Source organism: Spirillospora sp. CA-142024, assembly GCF_050942325.1.
Classification (GTDB): Bacteria; Actinomycetota; Actinomycetes; order Streptosporangiales; family Streptosporangiaceae; genus Spirillospora.
This window is the reverse complement of sequence record NZ_CP192077.1, coordinates 7,043,956-7,070,033: the sequence shown is the minus strand read 5'-3', so window position 1 is coordinate 7,070,033 and position 26,078 is coordinate 7,043,956. Positions and strand designations below refer to the sequence as shown.

Here is a 26,078-nt window from a genome sequence, read left to right as displayed (position 1 = left end):
GACGGAAGCGATGTGCAGTCGAGTGATTACTCACCGTGATATATAGTTGATGTTGTGATCTCTTAGCGTGTCTTCAGGGGGTGGGGACGATCACTCCCGGCCGCCATGGGAGGCATGCTCGCTGTCAGTACCTTGGCGTACTCGCTCTTTTGTCCGCTTGATGACGTTGCCGCTGGTCACGAGGGCCTCACACACGTGGTGCACGAAGCGCACATTGGCGTGGATGGCGGCGGAACGGCTCCTGGATTCAAGCAGCCCACGACGCCTGCTCCGAGTCATTCGGGCTGGCTGCACGCCGCCGTGCGAGGCGAGGACGCGCCCCAAGCTGCAGCGCAGCAAGTGGCTGGGCCCGCGGTGCAGATTCGCCGCAGGAGCCCGGCGTTCTTGCGCTCGAAGCGTCCGATGCGCTCGTGTGCAGTGTCGGCACCGGCGGTCACAGCGCGGGCATCTCCCGTGTCCTATGTCGGTTGTTCCCCGAGCTGCGGCTGGCCGTGTGGGCGTGTGGGCGTGCAGGCGCCTGGCCACCGAGCGATGCGCGACGGGCGGCTGGGGCGTGGGCGCCGTCACGCTGTGCGCATCTTGGCTCGCCCGTACCCAGCCGCGGCATGCCCGGATCGTCGCCATCTTCCCGGACGGGCCGCAGCGCTACTTCGACACGGTCTACAACGACTCGTACTGCGCCGAGTACGGGCTGCTCGACGTAGTGCCGGCCGGGGAACCGGATGAAATCGTCCATCCGGCCGCGAGGGAAGTCCTGCGCTGGACGCGGTGCACGACGATCGTCGTCCCCTTGAGCGAAGACCCGCCAGCAGGGCCTGCTCCCCGTCGGCGGCAGTCTGGCCGACCGGGTCGGGTACAAGCCGGTGATCCTCGCAGGGCTCGCCCTGCGGACAGTCGGGTTCGCCTTGCTCGGGATGGCGTCCAGCCTGCCGTGGCTCATCGGGGCGTCGGCGCTCACCGGCTTGGCCGGCGCATCGTTCAACCCGGCCGTCCGTACCTATCTGGCGCAGGAAGCCGGGGACCGGAAGGTCGAGGCGTTCGCGGTGTTCAACGTCTTCTACCAGCTGGGGATCCTCATCGGACCGCTGACCGGGTTGCTGCTCGGCGGCGTGACTTTCCGAGTGACCTGCTTGGTCGCGGCAGCCGTCTTCGCCGTCCTGGGCTGCGCACAGGCACGCTGCCTGCCGGCTCGGCGTGGCAGCTGCTCGGATGCCGAGGGCGGGTTGTTCCAGGACTGGCGGCTCGCCTTCAGCGATCGAGCCTTCCTGCTCTTCTCCGTAGCGATGACCGGTTCGTACGTCCTGAACTTCCAGGCCTACCTGGGGCTGCCCATCGAAATGAGGCGCCTTACCGGAGGTGAACTCGGGGTCACGCTCATGTTCGCACTCTCGGGCATCGTGGCGCCCGCCGACGCGATGCCGTTTTCGGGGGCCGGCGATTCCCTGTACGCGGCTACAGCTTCCCGCTGTGACGTCCGGTCAATAGGCGTCGGTGAGCAGAAGTTCCTGGTCGATCACAATGGCGGCGCGTGCGCCTTCAGCGGCGGTGATCACGATCTGGCTGAAGGGGGCGGGCATGCCCGCGGTACGGCACAGGTCGCCTGCGGCGTAAACGCCGGGCACGGTGGTCTGTCCCAGCTCGTGGACCTGGAGGGCGCCGTCCTCGAAGAGGGCACATCCCAACTGGGCGTGCATGTCGCCACTCAGGTGCTGCTTTGGAGTGACGAAAGCGGCGCAGTAGGCGAGTTTCCGGCCGGATGCCTGCTGCACTGCGAGGCCCTGGCCGTCCAGTCGGTCGATCTTCGTGACGGGGTCCTCGTCGACGCTGATGCGCGCCTCGCGCAGTGCCGCCCAGACCTGCTCGGACTCGTCCAGCTCTCCTCTTGGGCAGATCGTGACCTCGCAGCCCAGGTGGGCCAGTTCGATCGCCAGATGTGTGGCGTGGTCGTCACCTCCCAGCACGACCACGGTCTGGTCGCGCACCTCCCAGCCATGGCAGTACGGGCAGTGGTAGACGCCGTGTCCCCAGAGTCCGGCCACACCCGGGATCGGGGGAAGCTCGTCGGTCACACCGGTGGCCAAGAGCAGCCGCCGAGCCGATGCGGAGGTGCCGTCGGAGAGTTCTACCTCGAAACCGGCATCGGCGGCGCGAGCCTGAAGGACGGCGCCTTCGTGGAGTCGGACGCTCGGATACTCCGCCAGGTCGTCGCGGGCGATGCGCCGGAGTTCAGCAGGAGGGATCCCGTCCCGCGAAAGCAGCCCGTGAGCCGCGCCGGATGCGCTGTTGCGCGGCTCGCCGGCGTCGACAAGGAGCGTGTCCCGGCGGACCCGTCCCAGCACCAGTGCCGCGTTCATTCCGGTGGAGCCGCCACCGATGATGATCACTTCGCGCATGGTGTCTCCCTCCCTGTAAGTAAACTACACATTTGTAGTAGATACTACATTTGCATAGTAGGTGGTGGTCGCCGGGGCTGACTGACGGGGGCGGTCGGAGGCCTGTGAAGGTATCGTTGGATACGACAGGCGTGTAGTAGGTCGTGGGAGGGACGCCGGTGGTGCTTGGAAGTCTCGAATCCCAGATCATGGGCGTCCTGTGGAACGCGGGGAAGCCGCTGACCGTCCGTGAGACGCTGGAGGCGCTCAACCAGGACCGGAAACCGCCGCTGGCCTACACGACGGTGCTCACCGTCATGAGCAGGCTCGCCGAGAAAGGGGCGTTGACCCGGACGTCCAAGGGACGCGGCCATGCGTACGTCCCGGCAGCCGACGACGAGGCGGCCCTGGCCGTCCAGGGAGTCCTGCGGACCTACGGTGACGCCGCCGTCAGCTACTTCCTTGACCGAGCGGCCACCGATCCGGCGCTCCGGGGGCGGCTCCAGGCGCTGTTGGGGGAGGATTCGTGATCGGCCGCTCAGTGGACACGGGCAGCCGTTCCTTCTGGGCGCTGGTGGGAATCTCGCTGGTCCTTCGCGCAGTGGTCGCCTATGGGGTCTGCTGCCTGGCCATGGTGGTGTGGACGGTGATCCGGGACGACGGCCCCACCGCGTTGTGGACCTCACGCTCCGACCTGATCCCCGGTGTGCTGATCCTCGTGTTGACCGTCGCCGGCTTGCTTGCGGGTACCTGGTCGCTTGGGCGATCGCTGTGGCACACATGCCTCTTCGGGCGTGATCTCAGCCGGCACCGGACGGTCGTCCCGGCCGAACTCCAGTCGCTGGCCGGGCGGCTCGGGATCGGTGCCCAGATCCGCGTGGTCGCCGCATCCCGTCCGTTCGCTTTCACTTACGGGATCGCGCAGCCCCGCGTCCTGGTCAGCACCGGGCTCCTCAAGGCCCTGACCGAGCGCGAACTGGCCGCCGTCCTTACACACGAGCGCGCCCACGTCCGCGGTCGCGACCCGCTCAAGACCCTCTTCGCCGGCGCGATCCCCGCTCGGCATTTCTACGTGCCCGGGCTGGTTCGGCTGCGTCACCGCTTTACCGCGGGGCGCGAGTTGGCGGCGGACCGCGCGGCCATCGCCGCACACGGCACCGCCGCCCTCGCCAGTTCCCTGCTCAAGGTCTCCGAAGGGCCCGCGTGGGCGAGGTCGGTGCCTGCGGCGGCGATGGCGAGCGATGCGCTGCTCGCGATGCGGATCACCCAGCTGGAGACCGCTGCTGAGCCGCAACAGCCGCGCGCCGGCACCCTGGCCCGAATCGGCACGGCCACGTCCGTCCTGGCGTTCGTGGCGGCGTGCGCTTGGTCGGCCGTGGTCGTCGCGCAGGCCATGCCCGGCTGCATGCCGTGACCGGCTGGGGGCCGCGAGGACCGGGCCTCCTGCAGGTGGGTACTGGTAGGGGGCATCGTCGCCAGGCGTGATCTCCTACTGCCTGTAGGGGAGTCGGTCCGGGGAGGGGCGGATGCATCCGTTCATTGCGGTGCTTGCCCTGGTGGGACTGCTGGCGGCCGTGATCGCAGCCGTCTATGCGTTGTCGTTCGCCTTCGCGCCGCGGGGCAGCGGGCAGACGCCGCCGCCCGGCGTGAGAACGGGCCGTGGACTCCCGAAGCCGGTGATGGCGAGGTTCATGAGGGGATGGGCGGCCACGGCGGTCACATGTCCGGAGAGGGACCTGGTCATATGGCGTCACCCGAGCCGGACGACCATGGCGCCCACGGCTCGATGGTGCACGAAGCCGGCCACCATGGCGGCTCGCAGAGCGAGGACGACCCACACGCTGGGCACATGGCCCATGGAATGGGCCACGGCGGTCACGAGCACCACATGGCGCTCCGATGGGGTTGCCCATGGCCGACCGGGCGGACGACAGGGACGGTCTGAAGCTCGACGTCCTGCACGTCCCGCTCGAACCGGCACTCGCATCCTGGCCCGCCGACCTCGTAGTTCATCTGACGCTGCAAGGCGATGTGGTCCAGGCCGCGGAAGTCGGGGTGATGGATCAGCTCACCGTCCCGGCGGAGGTGGCTGGAGGATGACACGACGCCCGTCTGGGCCGTGGTGGCGCTTCTGCTGGTCTTGGCCGGATTGACTTACTCCGCCGCGGCGATGGACGCCGCCTTCCGCTGGCGTTCGCCCAAGGGCTACGTCCTCGCGGGCTTCGGCAAGGACGCCCCGGTGGTCGCAGCGTTCGTCACCACCGTCCCGAAGATCGGAGCCTTCGCCGCCCTCTATCGCTTCGCCGCCGAAGCGCTCCCGCCGAGCGTCGACGCGTGGCCTCTCCTCATCGCGGTCATCGTCGCCGCCATCATGACCTTGGGCAACCTTGCCGCCTTCGCGCAGAGCAACGTCCGGCGGCTGCTCGCGTACTCCACCATCAGCCAGGCCGGTTACCTGCTCCTTCCGGGCGCGGTGGCGGGACGGACCGACCTCGCCGAGCCCGCGCTGCTCTTCTATCTGGCGGCCTACGCCGTCACCGACCTCGGTGCCTTCGCGGTGGTCATCGCCGCCGGACACGACGACCTCGACTCCTGCCGGGCCATGGCAGGTCGCTCCCGGCTCCTGGCAATCTCCCTGCTCGGCACTCCGCCCACCGCGGTCTTCGTCGGCAAACTGCTCATGTTCGGCGCGGCCCTGGACGGCGACAACGCATGGCCGGCAGTGGTCGCCGCTGTCATGATCCGCGAGCAGGCTTCTCTTTCGCAAGCACACAACATCGCCGGCGGCGAGCCAGGGGTCGGCCGACTCGGCCCGGGGGCCGCGGTCACTCACCAGCGTCAGAGGCCGCCGAGGGGCGCCTGGTCAGCGCCAGTGCCGTTCCTAGCAGCGAGAGGCCGAGTCCGTAGAGGATCACACTAGTGAAGACCTCGCCTGTGGTGATGCCGTGACCGCCGGCGGGATGGTAGAGCTCGCGGGACTCGGTGACGGTGGCCGAACGGTCCGAGTGCACTGGCAACCACGTTTCGATGCTGCGGCCTCCCGTGGTCGAGAACTCGCCATAGACGAACCACAGTCCGTCGGGCGGCAGGCGGAGGGTTCCCTGGAAACGGCAATCTCCTGCGGCGATGAGTCGTCCGGCGATCTGCCGGCCGGCTCGGCGTGCCATCACCTTCACCGGCGACATTTCGGCGCAGCGTCTTGCGGGGACCGCGGTCAAACGCGTCATGCCTGTGCCGTCGGTGGCGGCACTGAGCCGTACGGGCGCGAAAGGCTCACCTTGCCCGGGATCGTGGGCGCGGGCTTGCGGGGCAGGGGATACGAGAACGAGCACGCCGATGAGCGTCGCGGCAGCCGTACCGCGCGTACGTGAGGTGAGCCGATGCGCGGCGAGTTGCAACACCCACACCAACAGGACGGGGAAGGCCACGAAGCCGACGCTCTTTGGGGACGGGCTCACGATCCCGAGGGCGGCGGACGCCCAAGCGGCCGCAGCCACACCCGCGGCCCCGGCGGCGTACCTTTCGCGGCTGGTACGCCATGGCAGTTCCATCGCCGCGAGCCCGACGATCGCAAGGGGGACGTCGGGAGCGCTGCGCCCCATCAGCGTGAGTGCGCCGGTGATGACGAGCCTTGCCAGCGCGTAGGTGACGACCATCCCCAAGATGGCATGCCGGTGCGGGACGAGGCGGCGGACGATCGTGGCGGCAAGCATGGCCGCGGCCAGGAGTACGGGAAGGAAGAGAACTTCGCTGAACTGAGGAACGTTGGTCTCGTACTCCATCACCGACATCGTGAGGCTCCCGAGCACCAGGGCGGACAACGCGGCCTCGACCCGTCCGGTACGGGTCGGCCGGACACCGGCGAGAACGCCGATGGCCATCGTCGTCGAGGCGAACACCACCAGCATGTGCGGCGGGCTCCACAGCACCGCGTCCCGGCCGTAGGCGGCGTGCCATGCGGCGTCTGCCGGGGCGGCCGCCAGGGTGAATCCGCCGCCGAGCGCCGCCAGCAGCAGCGGAGGCCGTCGCAGTACGCCGATCGCCGAACGCAGGCGCACCAGGCTGAACGAACCCCAGGTGAGGACCACAAGCCCGGCGACGGCGACCGCACCGTAGAGCACAACGTGAGGTGGGATCAGGGCACTGTCGCGACCGAAGTCGGTATGCCAGGCGTCGTCCCAGTAGGTCGCGAAGAGTGAGGCTCCTCCGGCAGCGGCGATCAGGGCGCCAGGCCCCGGATTGAGACGACTCGATGCACGAACTGAGACACTCATGTCTCAATCTTGAGTTGCACTCGGCTCATCGTCAAGAGTGGCGATCGAACGACCACTATTTTCAGTAGGAGTAATTGAGGGCTGACTGCCATGTTCGAGCGCGTGCTCCGGGCGATAAAAGGCCTGAGCTTGACGCTTGCGGCGCGTCCGTGCTCTGGGACCAGGTATCAGACCGGGAAGTGGCAGTGTCGTTCGAGGAGCGCGGTGACCGCCGGGTTCGCGGCCAGGGCCAGGGGCAGGGTCACGAACATTGCGATGCCCACGCTGCCGGTGAGGCGCTCGATGCGGGTCAGTGGATTGTGGGGAGCCAGCAGGCGCCGGACCCGCAGCAGCGCCGTCCCCCCGCCCGCGCCGAGAGCCATGGTCGGGGCCCGGCCCTCCGCGACGGTCACCAGTGCGGCTGCGAGTGTGACGCGATCGTGTTCGCGGGCAGCCACGTCGTCGGCCCGCATTTCCAGCAGCCGAGGAATCTCGGTCTTCGCCGCACGGAGCAGCGGCACGGCGGGGAACGCTCGTCCGACCGCGATGGCGATGTTGATCGCGAGGTCGTGACGGCCTGCGAGATGGGCACGTTCGTGTGCGAGTACCGCGGAGACCTGCTCGTCTTCGAGGCGATCGAGTACGCCGGTACTGACGACGACATAGTGCGGTCGTCCAGGCAGGCAGTAGGCGAGCGGCTGGTCGTACTCGACGACCAGAGCCTCAAGGTCACGGCGCCGGCGGGCCACCATGGTGAGCGTCCTGGCGTGCCTTCGGCGCCGGACCGCGATCGTGACGAACGTGGTGAGGACGTGCGCGGAAATCCAAAGCAGGATCCCACCGGCCACGAGAAGGCCCGCATAGCCCGCAACCGGCTGGGGGGCGCCCTCGTAGTGCACCCGGAGCATGATCCGGCACGCCGCGAGCAGGTCCGACAGGCCATGCGGGGCTCGCACTATCGGAACGGCCAGCATCAACTCCGCGAGGACCATGCCGCCGATGACGGAGGCGACTGCCGCCTGCCAGGCGAGGACGCCCAGCCAAGGTGCCCGTTCGGCCCAGTGACGAGCACGCAGAAGCCGCGGCCCGAGGGTGCTCAGCAACACCGAGTAGACCAGCAGGGCAACGGCCGCACTCATCCGGCATCCTGCGGCCGCACGACCTTGAGTGCCACCTGGAGTGCCTCCCTCTCGTCGGGCGAGAGGTCGGAAAGGAAGTGCACGAGGGCCGCTGCCTGGTTGTTGCTGGTCGCCAGAGCCTCACGCATCAGCTTGGCCGTGTATCCCTCGCGGGAAGCGACGGCCTCGTAGACGTAGGCGCGTCCCACCCGCTCGCGGCGCAGCCACCCCTTCTTGTGGAGATTGTCCATCACGGTCATGACCGTGGTGTAGGCGATGGTGCGCTCCTCCTGGAGGTCTTCCAGAACCTCGCGGACGTTGGCCGCACGGCCGCGGGACCACATCCTGTCCATGATCGCGGCTTCCAGGTCGCCGAGGCGCTGTCCGGCCATGATCCACCCGTCTTCCGCGATACCACGAACTGAGCGACTCACATACTACAGTCGATAGTAATGAAGGTTCGGCGAGCCACCAGGAGTCAGCCCGGCTCGACGACACCCCACACCACGCCGACGCCGGGCAGCAGCTGCCGGTGGCCCAGGCTCCGGTACCCCGCGTCTTCGAAGGCTTGGAGCCAGAACTCCCCGGTTGCCGGCATCTCGCGCCAGGCGTGCATGGTGGTCCGGAAGAACCGTCCCGAGCTGTGGTCGATTCGGCCCCTGGCGTGGTGATCCGTCCCGCGCGAGCGCAGTGGGCGGCGACCGGCCGGGGCTGGGCGGTCCGGCATCATGTCACCGATGACCAGGCGGCCGCCGGGCCGGAGCCAGCGGTGGATTCTGGACACGATGGCCCGCTTGTCGACGTCCAGGCAGTGGTGGAGTGCGAAGCCGGAAATGACCAGGTCACAGCTTTGCCACGGCATGACGAGTTCGGCGATCGGGACTGCTTCGGTCCTGATGTTGGAGCGACCCAGTTCAGCGGCCCGGGCCTCAAGCCGGACACGAAGAATCCTGGACGGCTCTATCGCGATCACCTCGGCCACCTCGGTGGAGAGGAGAACCGAGAGAACACCGGCGCCTGCGCCCAGGTCGATGCAGCGATCCTGGCGGCGCGGGGCTGCCCGGAGCTGGATCTCAGAGCTCAGCGCGGCGGCCGCTGGAGGAGGGAGGAGGTGATGCCACTGCCCCTCCGCCCCATTGATGATCTGTTCAGCTTCCATGGCCTTCGTCCAACCTCCACTTATCTACTATCTGCCCTCGTAGGTTCGGACTGAAGCCGTAGCTCACGACGCGTTCTGGCTGGCTCCCAAGCAGAAGCGACAAGGTGATGCCGATGACGGCCGCAGCGACGAGCCGCCCGCTGAGCGAGCATGAGGTCTCCGACTCAGTCCGCATAGAGGAGCTGCTGGTCGATGGTGATGGCGGTGGTCACACCGTCGGCGGCGGCAAGGGGGAGGTGGCCACTCGACAATGAGGCCGTGGTCCGGCGGGCCATGTCACCCGCCGCGAAGACTCCGGGCTGTGTGGTCTGCCCGAGGTCGTTCACCTGCACAGAACCATCACCACGGAAGCCGCAGCCGAGTTGAGCTGGTAGATCGCTTCGCTGACGAGTCGGCGGCCGGACGAATACCACGCTGCGCGGCAAGACGGCGCCGTCCGAGAAGACGATTCGCTGGATCGAACCATGCGCCCCCTCCAGCCGGGAGATCCGCTCGTTGATGACTGGGATACGCCAAGCGGCCAAAAGGCGTGCCTGATCTGAGGTGGGCGGGTGGTCTCGGTTCGTGCAGAGCACGACATCATCACTGAAACGCCGCAGGTGGAGGGCCAGCGAAACGCCCAATCCACCCGTCTCCAACGCGGCGATCGGCAGGTTCTGCCGCTCCCAGCCATGCTGGTACGGGCAGTGCACGACGCCACGCCCCCAACGGTCGGCGAGCCCTGGAATGGACGGCAGCACGTCCTCAACGCCGGTCGCGAGAAGCAGACGCCGTCCCATCTCCTGAGTTCCGTCGGCGAAGGTGACCGCGAACCGCCCCGACATGCTCTTGGCCTGAGCCGCATGACGTTGCTTGATCTGCACGGAGACGTAGCCGGTGAGCTCGCTGAACGCCCGGCGCCGCAGCTCCTCCGACGGCGTTCCCTCATGGGGCAGCAGGCCGTGGATCCTCGGGCTCGACGCTCCACGGCCGCGACCACCGGCGACCAGTAGCACTTGCCGGCGGGCCCTGCCCAGCGTCAGCGCGGCATTGAGCCCCGCCGGTCCGGCGCCCACAACGATGACGTCGAACATCAGCCCTCCCGGTCGCCATTATCTACTAATGATATTAGTAGATAATGGCGGAGCGGGGATGCGGTGGAAGGGCCGGCGGGCTCGTCGGCCCCCCACGACCTGTGCGCCGCGCAGCGCACGATCCGGCTGTCCCGCCGCACGCCCCACGAGTGCGCCGCGGCTTCGTGCCTGCAGGATCCTGCGAAGTGGTGGATGCTCGGTTTTCCGGCAGGCCTGACGCCCGCGGGAAGGTCGGCGTGGAGACGGAGCGGCGTCACGGTCGAAGCCGTGACGGCGCGAGGACGCCCCACCTTCTCTCTCCCGGAACCTACTATCTAGTCTAGTAATTTAGCTCTGGAGGGAGTCCACGGTGCCGAGCACCTCGCTCCTTGCGTCCGATGACGGGGGGCTCGCATGATCGATCGACGTACCGTCCTGCGCGCCGGACTCCTTGCGGCCGGCGGCGCGGCCCTTGCCGCCTGCGGTGAGGAGAAGCGCAAGCCCGGCTTCATCTCCCCGGACGATGTGCAAGTCCGCAAACTGGAGGCTGCTCGCCGCGGCACCGGCGGTGCCGTTCGAGACTTCCAGCTGACCCCTGCCGAAGGTCAGGTCGACCTGGGCGGGCGTACAGTGCGCACGTGGACGTACGGGCAGCGGCTCCCCGGCTCGGAGCTCCGCGTTAAGGCAGGGGAGGTCGTTCGTGCCCGCGTGTCGAACCAGCTGTCAGCAGGGACGACCGTGCACTGGCACGGCGTGGCGCTGCACAATGACGCCGACGGCGTCCCAGGCGTCACTCAGCCGGAGATCAAGCCAGGGACGGAGTATGTGTACGAGTTCGTGGCTCCTCACCCGGGCACGTACTGGTTCCATCCCCATGCCGGCACCCAACTCGACCGTGGCCTATATGCGCCCTTGATCGTCGAGGATCCCAAGGAACCTCTGTCGTATGACGCCGAGTGGGTCGTGGCCCTCGACGACTGGCTGGACGGTGTGACCGGGAGCCCAGACCGGGTTCTCGTCGAGCTGCGCCGCGGAATGGGCGGCATGGGTGCGGAGGGCGGCCAGTCGAGCGTGCCCGGCATGGACATGGGAAGCCGGCATGAAACCCCGTCGCCAGGCCCGTCCGGGATGGGCGGTCACATGCTGATGGGTGCCGAGAACAGGCTGCTCGGTGGTGACGCCGGAGACGTCCGCTACCCGTACTTCCTGGTCAACGGCAGGCTGGCCAAGAATCCCGAGACCTTCCGTGCCAAGCCGGGGGAGCGTGTCCGGATCCGGTTCATCAACGCGGGAGGCGACACCGCCTTCCGGGTGGCGCTCGGCGAGCACCGGATGACCGTGACTCACACTGACGGCCTTCCCGTGCGCCCGGTCGAGACGGACGCGCTACTGCTCGGCATGGGGGAGCGGTACGACGTCGTCGTGGCGGTCAAATCAGGTGTCTTCCCACTGACCGCGGTGGCCGAGGGCAAGAACGCCGTGGCCCGTGCCCTGCTCCGGACCAGCGGGGCCGCCAGCGCCCCGGCGGCGAACGTCCGGCCCCGGGAACTGCAGCGGAAGATCATTGGATACGGTGATCTGCGTCCGGCCGACGCCGTGCGGCTCAAGGACCGGCGCCCCGATCGGACGGTCCGGCTGGAGCTGACCGGCGGGATGATGAAGTACGACTGGGCCATCAACGGGCGCAAGTACGACCCGGAGAACCTGTACCCGGTGAAGTCGGGGGAGCGAGTGCGGTTGGCGTTCGTCAATCGGACGTCGATGTGGCACCCGATGCACCTGCACGGCCACACGTTCGCCCTGGTGCCGACCGGGGTCCGCAAGGACACCGCGATCGTGCTGCCGAACAGCACTCTCAACGTCGACTTCGACGCCGACAACCCGGGTCGCTGGATGATCCACTGTCACAACGTCTACCACGCCGAGTCCGGGATGATGACCTTGCTCGGCTACGCGGTCTGACCGGAGCCGCCACAGCCGTGTGGGGCAGGATGCGGTTGCCAAGCGGATGGCGCCCTTCCGTTACAGGGGAAGCCGGGCTCTGAGGGCGACGAGAACCGTGAGCCCGGAGTAGAACCGGTTTGGCGGGTGGCGTACCCCGTGGCTCTCAGCTGACCGGGAGAGACACGGATGCGCGCTCTTTGAGACGCATGTGTCGCATCTATCATGCGGGCATGAGTCACGGTCAGTCCGAAGTGGACCCTCGTCTGGTCGACGCCACGGAAACCGCCGTCGCCCGATGGGGGCTCGCCGAGACGACACTGGACCGGATCGCCGAGGCCGCCGGAATGTCGAGGGCGACGTTCTACCGGCGCAAGGTGACCCGTGATCAGCTCCTCGCGGCGCTGACGGCTCGGGCCGCAGAGACGTACCGGAAAGCGATGTGGCCGGCCCTGACGAGTTCGGGGTCCGGTGCCGAGCGTCTGCGGAGCGCGCTGACCGCGATCTGCGAGGCGGCCGACCGGCATCTCGATCTTCTGGCCGGGATGTTTCTGGCGCACGGCGAGGTCTTCCATCGGCCAGGCCCGGACGCCTTGGTGGTAGACGTCTTCGCGGAGCCTTTGGAGCGGCTTCTCCGTGACGGTGCGGCAGACGGCTCGCTTCGCGAAGTCCCGGCCACGGTGACCGCGACGGTTCTCTTCAATACCGTCGGCTGGGGCTACATCCACCTGCGGGCCGGTCACCAGTGGGATGCGGACACGGCACGGAAGGCCGTCCTCGATCTTGTCCTCGGCGGCCTCGTCCCCTTTGAATCCTGAACACCGGCGCGTCCCCACCTTCCCCACTGCGAGTGGTTTGCAGCTACAAATATGCTGCGCCTACTATGCGTTGTTGCCGGATGGCGACGTCCGAGTGTGGCGGCGGGAGGCGGCGTGGTACCCGAACCGAGTGCGGGACGCGCGGTTCGGCGACGCCGATGGGCGGGCCCCGCTCTCGGCCGCGCCGAGTGGACGCGGATCGCCGGGATGGCGGCGTTCATCGCCCTGCTGCACATCGCAGGCTGGTACACGCTCATCGTCCTCATCGCACCGCGGCATTACGAACTGGGCGGAGGTGGCGCGTACACCATCGGCCTGGGGGCCACCGCTTACACGCTGGGCATGCGCCACGCCTTCGATGCCGACCACATCGCCGCCATCGACAACACCACTCGCAAGCTCATGGCGGATGGAAGACGCCCGCTGTCGGTCGGTTTCTGGTTCTCACTGGGGCATTCGAGCATCGTTTTCGTCCTGTGCTTGCTGCTCGGCTTCGGCATGCGGACCTTGGCGGGCCAGGTCGAGGACGAGTCGTCCACCCTGCAGAACGTCACGGGGCTGATCGGCACGCTCGTCTCCGGCGTGTTTCTCATGATCATCGGGTTGATCAATCTCGTCGTGCTGGTGGGCATCATCAGGGTCTTCCGGGGCATGCGCCGCGGTGAGTACGACGAGGCCGAACTCGAAGACCATCTCAACAAGCGCGGGTTCGCCAACCGGCTTCTCAGCGGCATGACCAAGGCGGTGCGGCGGCCGTGGCACATGTATCCGATCGGGCTGCTGTTCGGCTTGGGGTTCGACACGGCCACGGAGGTGTCCCTCCTGGTTCTCGCCGGGGGAGCGGCCGCGTTCAGCCTGCCCTGGTACGCGATCCTGACGCTGCCGGTGCTGTTCGCCGCGGGGATGTCCCTGCTGGACGCCATCGATGGCTGCTTCATGAACTTCGCCTACGACTGGGCGTTCGCCGAGCCGGTCCGGAAGGTCTACTACAACATCACGATCACCGCCCTTTCGGTTGCCGTGGCCGTGATCATCGGCGCGATCGAGTTGGCCGGCCTGCTGGTCGACGAGCTCGGGATGAGCCGGGGGCCCCTGGCATCCATCGCCGGCCTCGACCTGAACTACGTCGGATACGGCATCGTCGCCATGTTCGTGGTGACGTGGGTCGTCGCCCTCGCCGTGTGGCGCTTCGGGAAGATCGAGGAGCGATGGAAGACAGGAGAGCGGTCGCTGGACTCCGCATGACCTGGCGATGTCAGTGCGCGTGGGGACCCCCGGTCACCTGCGGCTCCCCCGGCGGGACGAGGAACAGGGCGGCGGTGGCCGCCACTGCGGCGATGATCGCGAAACGGTGTAGGCGTCGGTAAAGCCGTCGATGGAGGGATTCATGGAGATCCCAGATGCGGCGACGCTGGAGCCGATCGCGACGCCGATGGCCGCGCCCAGTTCATGGAAGGTGTTGACGACGCCGGAGGCGAGCCCGGCCTCGGCGTGGTCCACATGGGCGAGCGCCGAGGTCGTCGCGGCGACGAAGACGGGGCCGACGCCGGCGGCGGCGATCGTGATCCCCGGCAGCCGATGGCCAGCGCGGCGGGCAGGAAGAGCAGCCCGGTGTTCAGAGCGCTGATCTCGCGCGCGTGCTGAAGATACAGCGAGCCGAGGAAGAACAGTGCGATCAGTAGGCCTGAGGCGACGAGCATCAGGAAAGCACCTGCGGCGACCGGGCGGATGCGCTTCTAAGACGTTGGTGAGTGGCGCGGGGTCAGTACCGTGAGCACCGCCGCCACGATCCCGAGCGCGGGGACGTCGCCGACGAGATGGACCCGCTGGCTGGAATCCATCAAGGCGTGGACTGCCATGACGCCGGCGTGCGTCATGCTGGACCACACGGTGAACCAGATCAGGGACAGGTGCTTGAACGGAGCCCGGGAGGCTCTGATCAAGAAGATCCCGAGGACGGCGTAGACCGCCGCGATCATCTGCTCGTATTCGGGCTGCCCCGGTTGCCATCGAAAACCGGCCTGCCAGAGGTTGACCAGGGGATAGACCCCGGCCACGAGGATGCTCCCGACCACGATGAGGGCGATGCGAAGGCGCTGCTCGCGGGTCATGTCCGGACCTTCCAGTTCAGGGCCGCTCTCTGGGCGGTGTCGCCTCAACTCGACCTGCGGGAGCGGGGGGCGACGCCCGCACACACTGGTCGCCGCTCCCGGCCATGGGGCTAGGGCTCGGACACGGGTTGGATGCCGGCGACGAGGTTGAACGAGCCGGTCAGCATGTTGAGGGTGACCAGGCCGATGATCTCGGCGATCACGCGGTCGCCCCATCCCTGGTCGCGGAGGGCGGTCACGTCTTCGGTGGTGAGGGTGGACGGTTCAGTCAGCACGCGGAGGGCGAAGGCGATCAGTTCGGCTTCGCGGGTGTCGGTCGCGGTGCCCTGGCGGGCCAGGGTGATGTCGGCGTCGGTCAGGCCCGCGGCTCGTCCGGCCTCGGTGTGGGCGGCTTTGCAGGTGCCGCAGCCGATCCACTCCTGGAGCGCGAGGGAGATCTTCTCGCTGAGTGGGCGGGCGATCTTGATCCGTTTCATGGCCCGGGAGAGGTCGAGGTAGCCCTGAAGGAGGGCGGGTGAGTGGGCCATGGTGCTGACCATCTCGCCGGCGGAGCCGTGGCGGGCGACGATGTCGGCGAGGAGGTCCCGGGACCTGCCGGGCGCCTTGTCGGGTGTGAGCGCGGCCAGGTTGCGCATGTGCTTCTCCGATCGTGAAGTTCGGGGGGCCGCTGGTTGCGGCCCCCCGAATGTGCCGGTCAGTGGCCTGGAACCTTCTCGTGTTCCGCCTGGAGGGAGGGGGCGGGTGCGGGGTCCCGTCGCGGTGTGCGCAGGGTGACGGCGGCCAGTGCGGCGCCTGCGAGCGCGATGAGGCCCGCGCCGATGAAGGCGGCGGAGAACCCGTCGGTGAGCGCGGGCAGGTCGCCGAGCCGCCGGGCGCCGGAGGAGGCGGCGATGGCGGTCATCGCGGCCAGGCCCAGTGCCGAGCCGACCTGGTAGCTGGTGTTGACGATGCCGGACGCCAGGCCGCCTTCCTCCGGGCGGGCGGCCGACAGGGCGGTGCCCAGGGAGGGGATGAAGGCCAGCGACATGCCGAGCGCGGCGACCAGCGAGGCGGGCAGGACGTCCACCCAGTAGTTTCCGTCCGGGCGGATCAGTGACAGCCAGCCCATCCCGGCGGCCAGCACCAGCAGCCCGGTGACGATGGTGGTCTTGCCGCCGAGGCGGCCGATGGCCCGCGGCGCCAGCACGATCATCCCGAGCATGATCAGCGCGGTCATCGGGACCAGCGCGGCGCCCGAGGGGAAGGCGCTGTAGCCGAGGACCTGCTGCAGGTAGAGGTTCAGGAAGAACCACATCGGGATCCAGGCCGCGCCGAGCAGGAGTTGGGCGAGGTTGGCGGCGCCCAGGTTCGGCGCACGGAAGATCGACAGCGGCATCAGCGGTGCGCGGCGGGACGCCTGCACGGCCAGGAACAGACCGAGCAGCACGAGTCCGGCGGCCAGGACCGCCCAGGTCGCGGCCGCGTCCCAACCGACCTCGGGTGCGCGGACGACGGCGAAGACGATCACCCCGAGCCCGGCGGTGACGGTCAGCGCGCCGATCACGTCGATCGAGCCGCGGGCGCCGCCCCGGCCGCCGGGCATCAACACAGGCGCGGCGGCCAGCGCGAGCACGGCGATGGGGATGTTGATGTAGAACACCCACGGCCATGACACGTACTCGGTTATGACGCCGCCGAGGAACACCCCCGCGGTGCCGCCGGCGGGGGCGGCCGCGCCGTACAGGGACAGCGCCTTGGTCAGCTCGCGCGGTTCGGAGCCGAACAGCATCATCAGCAGGGTGAGCGCGGCGGGCGCGATGAGCGCGGCGCCGACGCCCTGCAGGGCGCGGCCGGTCAGCTCGACGGCGACGGTTCCGGCGGTGATGGTGCCGGCAGCGCCGGCCACCGCGGATCCGGTGAGCAGGACGACCCATCCGGCCGAGAACAGCCGGCGGGCGCCGAACAGGTCCGACAGCCGGCCGCCGAGCAGCAGCAGACCGCCGAACGCGACGACGTAGGCGTTGAACACCCAGGACAGGTTCTCCTGGGAGAAGCCCAGGTCGTCCTGGATGCGCGGCAGCGCCACCCCGATGATCGAGGTGTCCATGATCACCATGAACTGGGCGGTGGCGATGAGTGCCAGCGCCCACCACCGGCGGGCGGCGGGCGGTGCGGAAGATGCGGACATGATCCCTCCTCTATTACCCCTAGGGGGTATCCTTCGAGCTCGGATTACCCTAGGGGGGTATGCTTCAAACCGCAAGCCCCCGACACGGGATGGACCTGATGACCTGTCGCACCATCAGTCCAGCCCGGCGAGTTGGTTCGGCGCCATCACGCGCGGTGGATCAGGGTCGACTCAAGCGCGGTCAGTGTCTGCCGCGCCGAAATAGATACGGGGTAGGGGTAGTTGGCTGCGACCGTCGAAGTCTTTGCCCGGTACCGCGAACGTGAGCCGGGCCTCGACGACGCTCCAGGCGCGGTTCGGGGCAGGCACCGCCACCTTGGCCCTGATGGTGGCGGTCTTCAACATCAGCTCATCGGCGACCCAGCCGCTTCTCGGCGCCCTTGCGGACCGGGTCGGTGCGCGCCGAATCGCCGCCGGCGGTGTCGCCCTGGCAGCGATCGCGCTGAGCCTGGTCGGTGCAGCACACGGTGTCGTGGCAGTGCTGGGTTTGCTGGCCTTGGGCGGGATCGGCTCCGCGGCGCTGCATCCGGTCTCCACGAGCATCGTGGGCGGACCGTCCGCCAAGAATCCCGGACTCGCCGTCGGGCTGTTCACCGCGGGCGGGATGGCCGGCTTCGCCGCGGGGCCGATACTGATCCTCTACCTGGTCGCCCGCCACGGCACCGGTGTCCTGCCGTGGCTGATGCTGCCCGGAATCGTCCTCGCCCTGGGCGTACTGACCTTGCTGCCTGACTGGCAGCCGCATGGCACGGCTCGGCCGGCTCTTCGATCGCCGGGCCCTCACGGGCCCGGTCGCGTCGCTCACGACTGCGGCCACCCTCATCAGCTTGGCCTTCATCACCTTTACCGGTGCCGTTCCGCTCTGGCTCGTCACCGACCGGGGACTGGCCACCGACCATGCGCTGCTCGGCCAGACACTCGCCGCCTTCTCCCTGGCCGCCGGTCTCGGTGCTGTACTCGGCGGCCTGCTGGGTGCACGCTTCGGATTCGCTCGCGTCACCAACGCCTCCCTCACCCTCGGCGTCCTTCCGTTGCTGAGCGTGCTCGTCCTGCCCACTGGGCCGGGTGTGATGATCGCGGCGGCTCCCGACGCGCCTGCGGCCACCGCGGGCATCGTGATCGGCATCGGTAACGCCTTGGCCGGCCTGCTCTACCTTCCCGTCGGTGCGCTGCAAGGCGTCCTCGGACTCGCTCCCGCCATGGCGCTGACCTTCGCTCTGCTCATCCCGGCCGCAGGCATCGCCCACCACAGCCTGCGACGTATTGGGTGACGCGGCCGCTGGATCTCCTATTGCATCGACGTCCTCACCCAGATCTCCGCCGTCCAGGCAGCCTTGGACAAGGTCGCCCTGGGGCTTCTGCACGACCACGTCCGGCACTGCATGAGCGACGGCAGGACGGAGGGCAGGGAAAGGAGGCCAGGGCGGAGATGATGGCGGCCGTTGGCCGGCTTCTGCGCAGCGGCTGAGCGCCGCCCTCTGGCGTCCCGAACTCGCTGGGGCGCACCCGTCGGAATGCCTACTAACAATGATAGTAATTGACGATGGCGGGAGGTGGTGTGGTGCGGAGTTGGACCCGGCGGCAGTGGGGCGTCGCCCTTCTCGGTGCCATGGGCACGGTCCTGGTCATCGGAGTTCCTACCGGGATCGTGCCCACCGAGTCCTACACACGGATGACCCCGGCGCTCGCCTCGCTTCTTCTCCTGGCAGAAGCGCTTCGCGGTCGCCTTCGAGCCTCCGGAAATGCCGCATCTCGCCGCGAGGAGCGGATTCGATCGCTTCGTCTAAGAACTGACGCCGGTCCCTGCGGTTCGTCGCCACGCCCGGTCGGTCAGCGCCGTGCAGTGACGAGCCAGGCGGCGGACTCGAGGAACACACCGTCGGGGGTCTGGAAGGGGCGGACGGCCTCTTCGAGTTCGCCCAGGGCCCGGGCGAGTGTGGCCTCGTCCATGGCGGCGATGATCGGCGTCGCCGCCGGATGGTAACGGAAGTAGTCCACGACGTCTTGGACGTCGGAGCCGATGCGCAGCGGTTCGCGGATCGGCTGGATCTCGATGTCGCAGAGGCCGGCCTGGGACAGCAGTTCACGGGTCCCGTCCGGGTCTGCCAGTGAGAACGGACCAGGGGCTCCCGGCGCACCGATGTCCGGCAAGGTCCCGAACGAGGCGAGAACGCGGAACGGGACCATGAAGTGCTCGTTCTGGAAGACCTCCTGCCAGCAGAGAAACGCCAGCGTGCCACCGGGGCGAAGCGCTTCGGAGATGTTCCGGAAGGCCGCCCGCGCGTCGTCGAAGAACATCACGCCGAACCGGCTGAGCGTGACGTCGAAGTGGCCGTGAGTGAAAGGGGTGGTCGCGGCGTCGGCCTGCTCGAATCGCAGATTGACCAGGCCTTCCGCCTGTGCCTGTTCGCGAGCCTGGTCGAGCATCGGTGCCGAGATGTCCACGCCCAGGACCTCGCCCTCGGGTGTGCTGCGCGCGGCGATGCGGCTGGTCTCGCCGCATCCGCAGCCGATGTCGAGGACCTTGTCGGCCCTGGAGATCTGTGCCGCGTCGATGAGCCGAGGGGTCAGCGAGGCCAGCATCCGGTCGTGGCGATCCTCGTGCTGAACCCAGTGCCGTCCGGTCGATCCGTCCCATCCGTTCTCGTTTCCCATGCCCGAGGAGTCCGAAGGCGTGGCGGTCATGTGGTCCCCCTTCACGTGCCTGCGCTGAGGTCCAGCGTTACTACATAAACATAGTACTACTTAATCGTAGTAGTAGCTTCTCTCGCGACGGCTCGTGAACCGCATGCGTGCCGCGTGCGTACAGTCCAGCCGGGAGGGCGCCTCCGACTCCACGCTCCTACTATGTTCCTTAGTAGAGCTTGAGTCGATCCAGTGGCTCCCATACCCGGAGGAGGTGGCAGTGCACAGCACCCGCCAATCCGCCCCCAAGGACAGGGCGAGGCCGCGCGGAGCACGGCTCGTCCTGGCCATCACGACCCGGCCGCGGCGTGCCCTGATCCTCTTCGCCCTGGCCGTTGTCCTGATCATCTTCGTCGGTCATGCGGGCGCCCGGGCATTTGCCGGCGCCAAGGTGCCGCGTGGGACGCGCGTTCTGGGCATCGAGATCAGCGGGCTCAAGGAGAGCGCGGCCATCGAGCGCCTCAATGCCAGGATCGGCGCCCGGGCAAGACAGCCTCTGGTGATCAGCGCCAAAGGGCGCAGGGTGACGCTGCAACCGGCCGAGGCAGGTCTCTCCCTCGATGCGCGCGCGACGGTCGAGTCGGCGATACGAGGCAGGTTCGGGCTCACGTCCGTCTTCGGCACCCTCTACGGGGGACGCGACATCGCTCCGCGCATCCGGCTGGACGGACCGAGGCTTGCCGCTGCCATCGAGCGGGCCAACACCCAGATCGGCACCCCGGCGCGCGAAGGGAAGGTTCGTTTCCACGGCACCACACCGGAGGTCGTTCTTCCGCGCCCGGGGGAGGGGCTCGACGCGCGGCAGGCGGCGGCACCCGTTCGGTCCGCTTACCTGAAGGCCCTCCAAGGAAAGTCGGCGCCGCTCGATTTGCCGACAGGCCGGCTGCGGCCGACGACAAATGAAGAGGCCGTCCGCCAAGCTGCGGCGGGGTCGGCGCGAATCGCCGTGTCCGGGCCGGTAACGCTCCAGACCGGGGGCGAGAAGCTCACCGTCGAGCCAAAGGCTTTCGCCCCGTACCTGACTTTTGAATCCGATGGTGGCGGATCCATGCGTCCTCAGGTGGACGCCTCCAAGCTTGCGCGCGCTCTGGATTCCCGGTTGACGAAGGTCGAACAACGCGCACGCGATGCCACCTTCAAGATCAAGAAGGGTGAACCGCAGCTCGTGCCCGCGGCCACAGGACGTGAGGTCGCGCCGCAGGCTCTTGGCGATGCGGTCGTCGCGGCGGCCTTGCGAACGGCAGGGCGTGAGGCGAATGTTCCGCTGATCACCGCTGAACCGAGGGTGACCACAGAGGAGGCTCGCCGCTTGGGCGTCCGCGAAAAGATCAGCGGTTTCACGACCCGTCACGCGTGCTGTGCCCCGCGGGTGACGAACATCCACACCGTCGCGGACATCCTTGACGGCTACATCGTCCGGCCGGGGGAGACGTTCTCCCTCAACGGCATCGTGGGCGAGCGCGACGAGGCGCGCGGCTTCGTGCCGGCCCCGATGATCCTTGAGGGTCGGTACGCCGACGACGTGGGCGGCGGGATCTCCCAGTTCGCGACCACGATGTTCAACGCCGTCTTCTTCGGCGGTCTGCAAGACGTGCAGCACACGCCGCACAGCTTCTACATCTCGCGTTACCCCGCTGGCCGCGAGTCGACCGTGTCCTTCCCCCAGCCGGACTTCCGCTGGCGCAACGACTCTCCGTACGGCGTCATGGTCGACACCTCCTACACCGGTACGTCTCTCACGGTGAACTTCTGGAGCACCAAGCGGTACGAGATCGAGTCGAAGAGTTCCGAACGGTATGCCGCTCGCGGATTCGAGACCAAGACCGACTCCGGGAAGAAGTGCATTCCGATGCCGGGTGCCGAGGGCTTCCAGATCGATGTCTGGCGGATTTTCAAGCAGGACGGGAAGGTCGTGCGCCGGCAGAAGTTCCACACGACCTACCTCCCTGAGCCCCGGGTCACCTGCGAATAGCGCAGAGGAGGGCGGCGCCAAGTGCAAGGAGGACGGCGGCTGGTGATGAGCATGCCGGGCAGCACGCCGGACGCGTAGGCGTCGCCGCTCGACACCCCGGACAGGAGAAGCACCCCGGCGGTACTGCCCGATCATCGAGGGAGGCGGGGAACCGCCTGGTCCGGGGCAGACCCGGTCCGGGGAGCGAGGAATGTAGCGGTGATCATGGTCACGAGCCATTCCGTCACGCCGTCCTGCTCGGCGAACGGCTCCGTTCCGCGGACTGTGAGGTCGTTCAGCGCGCCGGTCATCTGTAGGGCCAGCACACCGACCATCGCGCGGTAGCGGAAGGCCACCTCGTCCTCCGGCAGATGGGGCAGGGCGTGCGCCAAGGCCGCCAGATACCGGCCCTCGACCGGATCGACCTGTTCGGCGAACAGTCTGCGGATGGTGCCGTCCGGCTCGAACATGACCCTTCCGATGAACCGGGCGACGAGGGGCCCCCGTTCACCGTGCTGCCGCGCCAGCTCGGTGCTCGGGACGACGAACGCACGGACCAGTGATGCGACGTCCGAATCCCGCCCGGCTCCTGCCAGTTCCTTCAGCAGGTCAAGCCGCGTCTGATTGACCTGGCTCATGGCGCGGTCCGCCACGGCTCGCAGCAGACCCTCCTTTGATCCGAAGTGGTAGCGGACCGCAGCGACGTTCGCGTCCGCAGCCGCGGTCACGGCGCGAACGGAGGTCGCGGCGAAGCCCTGTCCGCCGAACAGATCTTCGGCGGCGTCCAGGATGCGGCTCTTGGTGGTGTCCCTGCTGCTGCTCACCCGTCCAGTTTAAACGATCGTTTGACTTAACCTGTACAAGGGTGTTTAGGTTAAAACGATCGTTTGAATCTGATGAAGGAGATGGTGAGGGTGACCTCCGCCAAGGCCGCGACGCCCCGAACGTCCGCTAGGACGCCTCACGACCGCAGACTGGTCGTCCTGGCGGTGATGTGCGTGGCGCTCACCGCGGTCGTCGGCATGCTCGTCTCCCTTGCCGTGGCACTGCCCGGGCTGGGCCGCGACCTGGGCGCCACCGAGGCACAACTGCAGTGGGTGATGAACGCCTACGGCATCGCGTTCTCCGGCCTGCTGCTTCCGGCCGGAGCAGTGGGCGATCGCTACGGCCGCAAGGGCGCGTTGCTGCTGGGGCTGCTCGTCTTCGCGGGCGCCTCGGTCGCGGTCGTGTGGGTGGACGGCACCGGCACCGTCATCGCCCTGCGAGCGGTGGCCGGGGCGGGCGCGGCACTCATCATGCCGATGACCCTGTCGATCATCACGCACGCCTTTCCAGCCGAGGAACGCGGTCGAGCCGTCGGCATCTGGTCCGGAGTCTTCGGCGGGGCCGGACTGATCGGCATCCTGGTCGCCGGCGCGTTGCTCGAGCCCTTCTCCTGGCGCTCGCTTTTCGTGTTCAACGCGGTCCTGGCCATCCTCGCGCTGGTGACCGCGGCGTTGCTCACGACGACCTCGCGAGACCCGAACGCCGCTCCGCTCGACGTGCCGGGCGCCGCCTTCTCCGTCGTCGGCGTGACCGCGCTGGTCTTCGCGATCGTGGAGGGACCCGAGCGCGGCTGGTCGGACGCCGTGGTCGTCGCCGGGTTCGTGGTGGCCGCCGTCGGCATCGTACTGTTCGCCTGGTGGGAGTCGCGGACCACGCATCCCATGCTCGACCTGCGGATCTTCAGGTTCGGCGGCGTGTCCGGCGGCTCGCTGGTCATCGTCGTCGAGTCGCTGGTGACGTTCGGGGTCTTCTTCCTGCTGCTCCAATATTTGCAGGAGATCCTCGGCTACTCCGCGTTCAAGGCCGGTCTGGGCCTGTTGCCACTGGCCATCGCGATGATCATCATCTCGCCGACCGCGCCCCGGCTCGGGCACCGGTACGGACTCGCCCCCGTCATCGGCCTCGGCATGGCACTCATCGCCGCCGGCCTGGCCGTCCTGTCACTGATCGACACGGACTCGGGATTCTGGCCGGTCGCCTTCGGCGGATCCCTCATCGGCGCGGGCGTCGCTTATGCGGCCACTCCCGCGACCGACGCGATCATGGCCGCGCTGCCCACCGCGAAGCAGGGAGTCGCCTCCGCCCTCAACGACGTCACCCGTGAACTCGGTGCCGTCCTCGGCATCGCGATCCTCGGCAGCATCTTCAACAGCGGCTACCGCGCGGACGTCGGGGACGGGACCGTCGCGTTGCCCGGACCCGCGCAGGACGCGGCGCGGGACTCCCTCAGCGGAGCCTTGCTGGTCGCCGAGAAGATCGGTGGCGAACGAGGCGGCCGGCTGGTCGCGACGGCCCGAGAGGCCTTCGCCTCCGGGATGAGCACCGCTCTTCTGATCGGCGTCTTGATCGTCGTACTCGGTGGTCTTGCGTCCCTGGTCCTTCTCAGGCGCGGCGCGAATCATGCGGACCGGAACGAGCAGGATCACGATCATGCGCCGCGGCTGCCCTAGTCAGGGGTGGTGGGTCGCGCGGGACTCGAACCCACAAATTCTGGCTGCCGCATAGTTCCACGTCATGCGCGGTGCCCACCATGGAGGATCCGCGGTCCCGTACCGCCATGCTGCCGCCGCGGCCGGGGATCATCACGGCGGACCCGCGCGTCGACGAGAACGTCCACGTCCACACCGACGATCCGGCGTGGGCGTCCGGGGCGGTGAGCAGACTGGCCCCGATTCTGCTCCAGGCACCGGCCGGGCGTGGCGGATCTCCGGGACCGCCACCCTGACCTGTGAGTGGATCGGGCCCCACAGAGCGATCGGGGTGACGGCGGTCTTGGCCGACGCCTCCCACCAGATGTTCTCGTACGAGACCCCTTCGATGACCCCGAACCAGGTGAGTCCCATCATCACCGTCACGAACGTCGTGACCAGACCGCCGATCGTGGCGGGGATGACCACCAGCCTTGGTGGGACGCGCCTGCCGCCGACGATCGGAGGGGAAACTCTCGCCCCACCGGCTGACCAGGGCGAGCGCTGCCAGCGCGGCGGCTTCGCTTAGGATGCTGAGCCCGAAGACGTACGGAATGGCCGCCCGGCCAGGCATGTCCGTGTCGTGGATCTGCCCCGATCGCACCCACACAGAGGCTCTCACTGCGCTGGTTGTGGTGCGCCACAGGTCCGTGCGGTGACCGGGCGAACATACATCTCTAGGCGGGGGGCACCAGGGAGGTATGGGCGCCCGGCGCTTGTGGGTGGACCGCCTGATCGAGCAGCCACTGAGCAGCAGGCTGGTGGCGGTCCCGCTCGCACTGATCGTGGTGATCACCGTGGTTGACCTGCAACTCCCGACGACCGTCCATCTGGGCCCGTTCTTGGTCGTTGCGCCCGCCCTCACCGCCTCCATGGCCGGGACCCGGACCACCGCCGCTGTGGCGGCCCTGACCGTGGCGGCGCAGGTGCTCATCGCGGTGTTTCATGGCGGGCTGACCACAGCCAATCACGTGGCACAGATCATCGCGCTGACCATGCTCAGCGCTTTGGTGGTCTTCTTGCAGTTCATGCTTGAACGGCGTAGCCGGGCGCTGAGCCGGGTGCGGTCGGTGGCCGAGGTGGCACAGCGGGTTCTGCTGCGGCCGCCGCCCCGCCGGATCGGGCCGTTGCGCGTGGCCTGGCTGTATCTGGCAGCCGAGGACGAGACCCAGATCGGGGGCGACCTGTTCGCGGTCGCCCGGGCCGCCCGTCCCGCCACCCGGGTGGTCATCGGCGACGTCCGCGGCAAGGGCCTGGCCTCCATCGGCGAGGCCTCCATGGTCCTGGGAGCCTTCCGCGAGGGCGCTCACCGGTACGCCGCCCTGCCCGACCTCACAGCCGCCCTCGAAGACAGCGTCTGCCGGAACCTGGAGGAGGCCGCCACCGAGCACGACCTCGGTGAGCACTTCATCACCGCCCTCGTCCTCGACATCCCCGACCAGGACCCGCACGCCGTGATGATCAACTGCGGCCACCCGCCGCCACTGCTGGTGCACGATCACCAGGTCACGACCCTGCACCCGCGCCGCCCCACACCCCCGCTCGGCATGTGCGAACTACCCGTCCCCGCCCGCCGCACCGACCCGTTCACCTTCGAGACCGGTGACATGCTCGTGCTCTACACCGACGGCGTCATCGAAGCCCGCTCACCGGCCGGACACTTCTACCCGCTCGCCGAACGAGTCGCCTCCTTCCCCGCGACCAGCCCCGACGCCCTGCTGCACCACATCCACAACGACCTGCTCACCCATATCGGCGACCAGCCCGCCGACGACACCGCCCTCCTGATCATCAAACGCAGCCCCACCCATCATCCCCAACTGCCGCACATCACAGCCCACACCCTCAACGACCAGCCCCTGACCCGCCGGGGCCGCGCCCCGGCCGGCTAAGCCCCAGCCGATCCCGGTCGCCACAGCGAGCGAAGAAGATGCCTGA

Annotated in this window: 28 protein-coding genes and 2 pseudogenes; 15 read left to right on the top strand and 15 right to left on the bottom strand. The window is 68.3% G+C overall.

Annotated features, from left to right (window positions below; all coding sequences use genetic code 11):
• Positions 1-815: 815 nt before the first annotated feature.
• Positions 816-1,397 (top strand): annotated as a pseudogene (locus tag ACQPZP_RS33410) (MFS transporter); the annotation flags it as partial.
• 81 nt (positions 1,398-1,478) lie between these two features.
• Here ACQPZP_RS33410 and ACQPZP_RS33405 read toward each other — a convergent pair.
• Positions 1,479-2,393 carry an NAD(P)/FAD-dependent oxidoreductase gene (locus ACQPZP_RS33405; protein ID WP_433473674.1) on the bottom strand — a complete coding sequence of 305 codons (915 nt, stop codon included), beginning with the start codon at positions 2,391-2,393 and terminating at the stop codon, positions 1,479-1,481.
• A 158-nt stretch (positions 2,394-2,551) separates the two neighbouring features.
• On the opposite strand from ACQPZP_RS33405, the gene ACQPZP_RS33400 reads away from it, so the two are divergent.
• A complete protein-coding gene (locus ACQPZP_RS33400; protein WP_433473673.1) occupies positions 2,552-2,902 on the top strand; it encodes a BlaI/MecI/CopY family transcriptional regulator in 351 nt (116 codons plus the stop codon).
• Positions 2,899-3,786, top strand: coding sequence for a M56 family metallopeptidase (locus ACQPZP_RS33395; RefSeq protein ID WP_433473672.1), 888 nt, complete (start codon positions 2,899-2,901; stop codon positions 3,784-3,786). The genes ACQPZP_RS33400 and ACQPZP_RS33395 overlap by 4 nt, the downstream gene beginning before the upstream one ends.
• Positions 3,787-3,960: 174 nt before the next feature.
• Here the strand turns inward: ACQPZP_RS33395 and ACQPZP_RS33390 are convergent, their stop codons facing one another.
• Both ACQPZP_RS33390 and ACQPZP_RS33385 read right to left on the bottom strand, forming a co-directional pair.
• Entirely contained in the window at positions 3,961-4,116 is a 156-nt protein-coding gene (locus ACQPZP_RS33390) for a hypothetical protein (protein WP_433473671.1), read from the bottom strand.
• Between the two features lie 6 nt (positions 4,117-4,122).
• Entirely contained in the window at positions 4,123-4,260 is a 138-nt protein-coding gene (locus ACQPZP_RS33385; RefSeq protein WP_433473670.1) for a hypothetical protein, read from the bottom strand.
• 23 nt (positions 4,261-4,283) lie between these two features.
• Here ACQPZP_RS33385 and ACQPZP_RS33380 point away from each other — a divergent pair, with 23 nt between their 5' ends.
• Positions 4,284-4,472 (top strand): hypothetical protein, encoded by a 189-nt coding sequence (locus tag ACQPZP_RS33380; protein WP_433473669.1) that lies wholly within the window; start codon positions 4,284-4,286, stop codon positions 4,470-4,472.
• A gap of 40 nt (positions 4,473-4,512) precedes the next feature.
• Entirely contained in the window at positions 4,513-5,292 is a 780-nt protein-coding gene (locus ACQPZP_RS33375; RefSeq protein ID WP_433473668.1) for a proton-conducting transporter transmembrane domain-containing protein, read from the top strand.
• Here ACQPZP_RS33375 and ACQPZP_RS33370 read toward each other — a convergent pair.
• The 5 genes from ACQPZP_RS33370 to ACQPZP_RS33350 form a co-directional block, all read right to left on the bottom strand.
• Complete coding sequence (locus tag ACQPZP_RS33370; RefSeq protein WP_433473667.1) at positions 5,198-6,646, bottom strand: hypothetical protein; 1,449 nt, start codon at positions 6,644-6,646, stop codon at positions 5,198-5,200. The genes ACQPZP_RS33375 and ACQPZP_RS33370 overlap by 95 nt on opposite strands.
• A 167-nt stretch (positions 6,647-6,813) precedes the next feature.
• Complete coding sequence (locus ACQPZP_RS33365) at positions 6,814-7,764, bottom strand: M56 family metallopeptidase (RefSeq protein ID WP_433473666.1); 951 nt, start codon at positions 7,762-7,764, stop codon at positions 6,814-6,816.
• On the bottom strand, positions 7,761-8,135 hold the full coding sequence (locus tag ACQPZP_RS33360; RefSeq protein ID WP_433473665.1) for a BlaI/MecI/CopY family transcriptional regulator: 375 nt from the start codon (positions 8,133-8,135) through the stop codon (positions 7,761-7,763). Before ACQPZP_RS33360 ends, ACQPZP_RS33365 begins: the two co-directional genes overlap by 4 nt.
• Positions 8,136-8,221: 86 nt before the next feature.
• Positions 8,222-8,902: a class I SAM-dependent methyltransferase gene (locus ACQPZP_RS33355; protein ID WP_433473664.1), complete on the bottom strand. Its 681-nt coding sequence runs from the start codon at positions 8,900-8,902 to the stop codon at positions 8,222-8,224.
• Between the two features lie 164 nt (positions 8,903-9,066).
• Positions 9,067-9,975 (bottom strand): NAD(P)/FAD-dependent oxidoreductase, encoded by a 909-nt coding sequence (locus ACQPZP_RS33350; RefSeq protein ID WP_433473663.1) that lies wholly within the window; start codon positions 9,973-9,975, stop codon positions 9,067-9,069.
• 393 nt (positions 9,976-10,368) lie between these two features.
• Here ACQPZP_RS33350 and ACQPZP_RS33345 point away from each other — a divergent pair, with 393 nt between their 5' ends.
• The 3 genes from ACQPZP_RS33345 to ACQPZP_RS33335 all read left to right on the top strand — a co-directional run bounded on the left by ACQPZP_RS33345 (position 10,369) and on the right by ACQPZP_RS33335 (position 13,958).
• The gene (locus tag ACQPZP_RS33345; protein ID WP_433473662.1) at positions 10,369-11,916 is read left to right on the top strand and encodes a multicopper oxidase family protein; all 1,548 of its coding nucleotides are present in this window, start codon (positions 10,369-10,371) and stop codon (positions 11,914-11,916) included.
• Positions 11,917-12,104: 188 nt separating this feature from the next.
• A complete protein-coding gene (locus ACQPZP_RS33340; protein WP_433473661.1) occupies positions 12,105-12,713 on the top strand; it encodes a TetR/AcrR family transcriptional regulator in 609 nt (202 codons plus the stop codon).
• A 114-nt stretch (positions 12,714-12,827) separates the two neighbouring features.
• On the top strand, positions 12,828-13,958 hold the full coding sequence (locus ACQPZP_RS33335) for a HoxN/HupN/NixA family nickel/cobalt transporter (RefSeq protein ID WP_433473660.1): 1,131 nt from the start codon (positions 12,828-12,830) through the stop codon (positions 13,956-13,958).
• 33 nt (positions 13,959-13,991) lie between these two features.
• Here the strand turns inward: ACQPZP_RS33335 and ACQPZP_RS33330 are convergent, their stop codons facing one another.
• The 5 genes from ACQPZP_RS33330 to ACQPZP_RS33310 form a co-directional block, all read right to left on the bottom strand.
• Positions 13,992-14,213, bottom strand: a complete 222-nt coding sequence (locus tag ACQPZP_RS33330; protein WP_433473659.1) for a hypothetical protein — start codon at positions 14,211-14,213, stop codon at positions 13,992-13,994.
• 236 nt (positions 14,214-14,449) lie between these two features.
• Positions 14,450-14,824: a DUF6632 domain-containing protein gene (locus ACQPZP_RS33325; RefSeq protein ID WP_433473658.1), complete on the bottom strand. Its 375-nt coding sequence runs from the start codon at positions 14,822-14,824 to the stop codon at positions 14,450-14,452.
• Between the two features lie 110 nt (positions 14,825-14,934).
• On the bottom strand, positions 14,935-15,459 hold the full coding sequence (locus tag ACQPZP_RS33320) for a carboxymuconolactone decarboxylase family protein (protein WP_433473657.1): 525 nt from the start codon (positions 15,457-15,459) through the stop codon (positions 14,935-14,937).
• 59 nt (positions 15,460-15,518) lie between these two features.
• Positions 15,519-16,991 (bottom strand): MFS transporter, encoded by a 1,473-nt coding sequence (locus ACQPZP_RS33315; protein ID WP_433473656.1) that lies wholly within the window; start codon positions 16,989-16,991, stop codon positions 15,519-15,521.
• Positions 16,992-17,162: 171 nt separating this feature from the next.
• Positions 17,163-17,336, bottom strand: coding sequence for a hypothetical protein (locus ACQPZP_RS33310; RefSeq protein ID WP_433479781.1), 174 nt, complete (start codon positions 17,334-17,336; stop codon positions 17,163-17,165).
• Between ACQPZP_RS33310 and ACQPZP_RS33305 the strand changes: the two are divergent.
• The 3 genes and pseudogenes from ACQPZP_RS33305 to ACQPZP_RS33295 form a co-directional block, all read left to right on the top strand.
• Positions 17,317-17,664 (top strand): annotated as a pseudogene (locus ACQPZP_RS33305) (MFS transporter); the annotation flags it as partial. The gene ACQPZP_RS33310 and the pseudogene ACQPZP_RS33305 overlap by 20 nt on opposite strands.
• Before the next feature lie 154 nt (positions 17,665-17,818).
• Entirely contained in the window at positions 17,819-18,262 is a 444-nt protein-coding gene (locus tag ACQPZP_RS33300) for a hypothetical protein (protein ID WP_433479780.1), read from the top strand.
• Positions 18,263-18,325: 63 nt separating this feature from the next.
• Positions 18,326-18,424, top strand: coding sequence for a hypothetical protein (locus ACQPZP_RS33295; protein WP_433473655.1), 99 nt, complete (start codon positions 18,326-18,328; stop codon positions 18,422-18,424).
• Between the two features lie 397 nt (positions 18,425-18,821).
• Here the strand turns inward: ACQPZP_RS33295 and ACQPZP_RS33290 are convergent, their stop codons facing one another.
• Complete coding sequence (locus tag ACQPZP_RS33290; protein ID WP_433473654.1) at positions 18,822-19,676, bottom strand: class I SAM-dependent methyltransferase; 855 nt, start codon at positions 19,674-19,676, stop codon at positions 18,822-18,824.
• 220 nt (positions 19,677-19,896) lie between these two features.
• Here ACQPZP_RS33290 and ACQPZP_RS33285 point away from each other — a divergent pair, with 220 nt between their 5' ends.
• On the top strand, positions 19,897-21,648 hold the full coding sequence (locus tag ACQPZP_RS33285) for a VanW family protein (RefSeq protein ID WP_433473653.1): 1,752 nt from the start codon (positions 19,897-19,899) through the stop codon (positions 21,646-21,648).
• A gap of 131 nt (positions 21,649-21,779) precedes the next feature.
• Here ACQPZP_RS33285 and ACQPZP_RS33280 read toward each other — a convergent pair whose 3' ends face one another.
• On the bottom strand, positions 21,780-22,451 hold the full coding sequence (locus tag ACQPZP_RS33280; RefSeq protein ID WP_433473652.1) for a TetR/AcrR family transcriptional regulator: 672 nt from the start codon (positions 22,449-22,451) through the stop codon (positions 21,780-21,782).
• A gap of 90 nt (positions 22,452-22,541) precedes the next feature.
• On the opposite strand from ACQPZP_RS33280, the gene ACQPZP_RS33275 reads away from it, so the two are divergent.
• The 3 genes from ACQPZP_RS33275 (at position 22,542) to ACQPZP_RS33265 (ending at position 26,032) form a co-directional block, all read left to right on the top strand.
• Positions 22,542-24,122 carry an MFS transporter gene (locus tag ACQPZP_RS33275; RefSeq protein WP_433473651.1) on the top strand — a complete coding sequence of 527 codons (1,581 nt, stop codon included), beginning with the start codon at positions 22,542-22,544 and terminating at the stop codon, positions 24,120-24,122.
• Positions 24,123-24,202: 80 nt separating this feature from the next.
• Positions 24,203-24,397 carry a hypothetical protein gene (locus tag ACQPZP_RS33270; RefSeq protein WP_433473650.1) on the top strand — a complete coding sequence of 65 codons (195 nt, stop codon included), beginning with the start codon at positions 24,203-24,205 and terminating at the stop codon, positions 24,395-24,397.
• 444 nt (positions 24,398-24,841) lie between these two features.
• Positions 24,842-26,032, top strand: coding sequence for a PP2C family protein-serine/threonine phosphatase (locus ACQPZP_RS33265; protein WP_433473649.1), 1,191 nt, complete (start codon positions 24,842-24,844; stop codon positions 26,030-26,032).
• Positions 26,033-26,078 lie beyond the last annotated feature (46 nt).

Excerpts from the sequence above, each read along its gene's own strand:
- ACQPZP_RS33405 (WP_433473674.1), bottom strand. The coding sequence starts at position 2,393 with ATGCGCGAAGTGATCATCATCGGTGGCGGCTCCACCGGAATGAACGCG.
- ACQPZP_RS33390 (WP_433473671.1), bottom strand. The coding sequence starts at position 4,116 with ATGACCAGGTCCCTCTCCGGACATGTGACCGCCGTGGCCGCCCATCCC.
- ACQPZP_RS33380 (WP_433473669.1), top strand. The coding sequence starts at position 4,284 with ATGGCCGACCGGGCGGACGACAGGGACGGTCTGAAGCTCGACGTCCTG.
- ACQPZP_RS33370 (WP_433473667.1), bottom strand. The coding sequence starts at position 6,646 with ATGAGTGTCTCAGTTCGTGCATCGAGTCGTCTCAATCCGGGGCCTGGC.
- ACQPZP_RS33365 (WP_433473666.1), bottom strand. The coding sequence starts at position 7,764 with ATGAGTGCGGCCGTTGCCCTGCTGGTCTACTCGGTGTTGCTGAGCACC.
- ACQPZP_RS33360 (WP_433473665.1), bottom strand. The coding sequence starts at position 8,135 with ATGGCCGGACAGCGCCTCGGCGACCTGGAAGCCGCGATCATGGACAGG.
- ACQPZP_RS33355 (WP_433473664.1), bottom strand. The coding sequence starts at position 8,902 with ATGGAAGCTGAACAGATCATCAATGGGGCGGAGGGGCAGTGGCATCAC.
- ACQPZP_RS33350 (WP_433473663.1), bottom strand. The coding sequence starts at position 9,975 with ATGTTCGACGTCATCGTTGTGGGCGCCGGACCGGCGGGGCTCAATGCC.
- ACQPZP_RS33345 (WP_433473662.1), top strand. The coding sequence starts at position 10,369 with ATGATCGATCGACGTACCGTCCTGCGCGCCGGACTCCTTGCGGCCGGC.
- ACQPZP_RS33340 (WP_433473661.1), top strand. The coding sequence starts at position 12,105 with ATGTGTCGCATCTATCATGCGGGCATGAGTCACGGTCAGTCCGAAGTG.
- ACQPZP_RS33325 (WP_433473658.1), bottom strand. The coding sequence starts at position 14,824 with ATGACCCGCGAGCAGCGCCTTCGCATCGCCCTCATCGTGGTCGGGAGC.
- ACQPZP_RS33320 (WP_433473657.1), bottom strand. The coding sequence starts at position 15,459 with ATGCGCAACCTGGCCGCGCTCACACCCGACAAGGCGCCCGGCAGGTCC.
- ACQPZP_RS33315 (WP_433473656.1), bottom strand. The coding sequence starts at position 16,991 with ATGTCCGCATCTTCCGCACCGCCCGCCGCCCGCCGGTGGTGGGCGCTG.
- ACQPZP_RS33310 (WP_433479781.1), bottom strand. The coding sequence starts at position 17,336 with ATGTTGAAGACCGCCACCATCAGGGCCAAGGTGGCGGTGCCTGCCCCG.
- ACQPZP_RS33290 (WP_433473654.1), bottom strand. The coding sequence starts at position 19,676 with ATGACCGCCACGCCTTCGGACTCCTCGGGCATGGGAAACGAGAACGGA.
- ACQPZP_RS33270 (WP_433473650.1), top strand. The coding sequence starts at position 24,203 with ATGGAGGATCCGCGGTCCCGTACCGCCATGCTGCCGCCGCGGCCGGGG.
- ACQPZP_RS33265 (WP_433473649.1), top strand. The coding sequence starts at position 24,842 with ATGGGCGCCCGGCGCTTGTGGGTGGACCGCCTGATCGAGCAGCCACTG.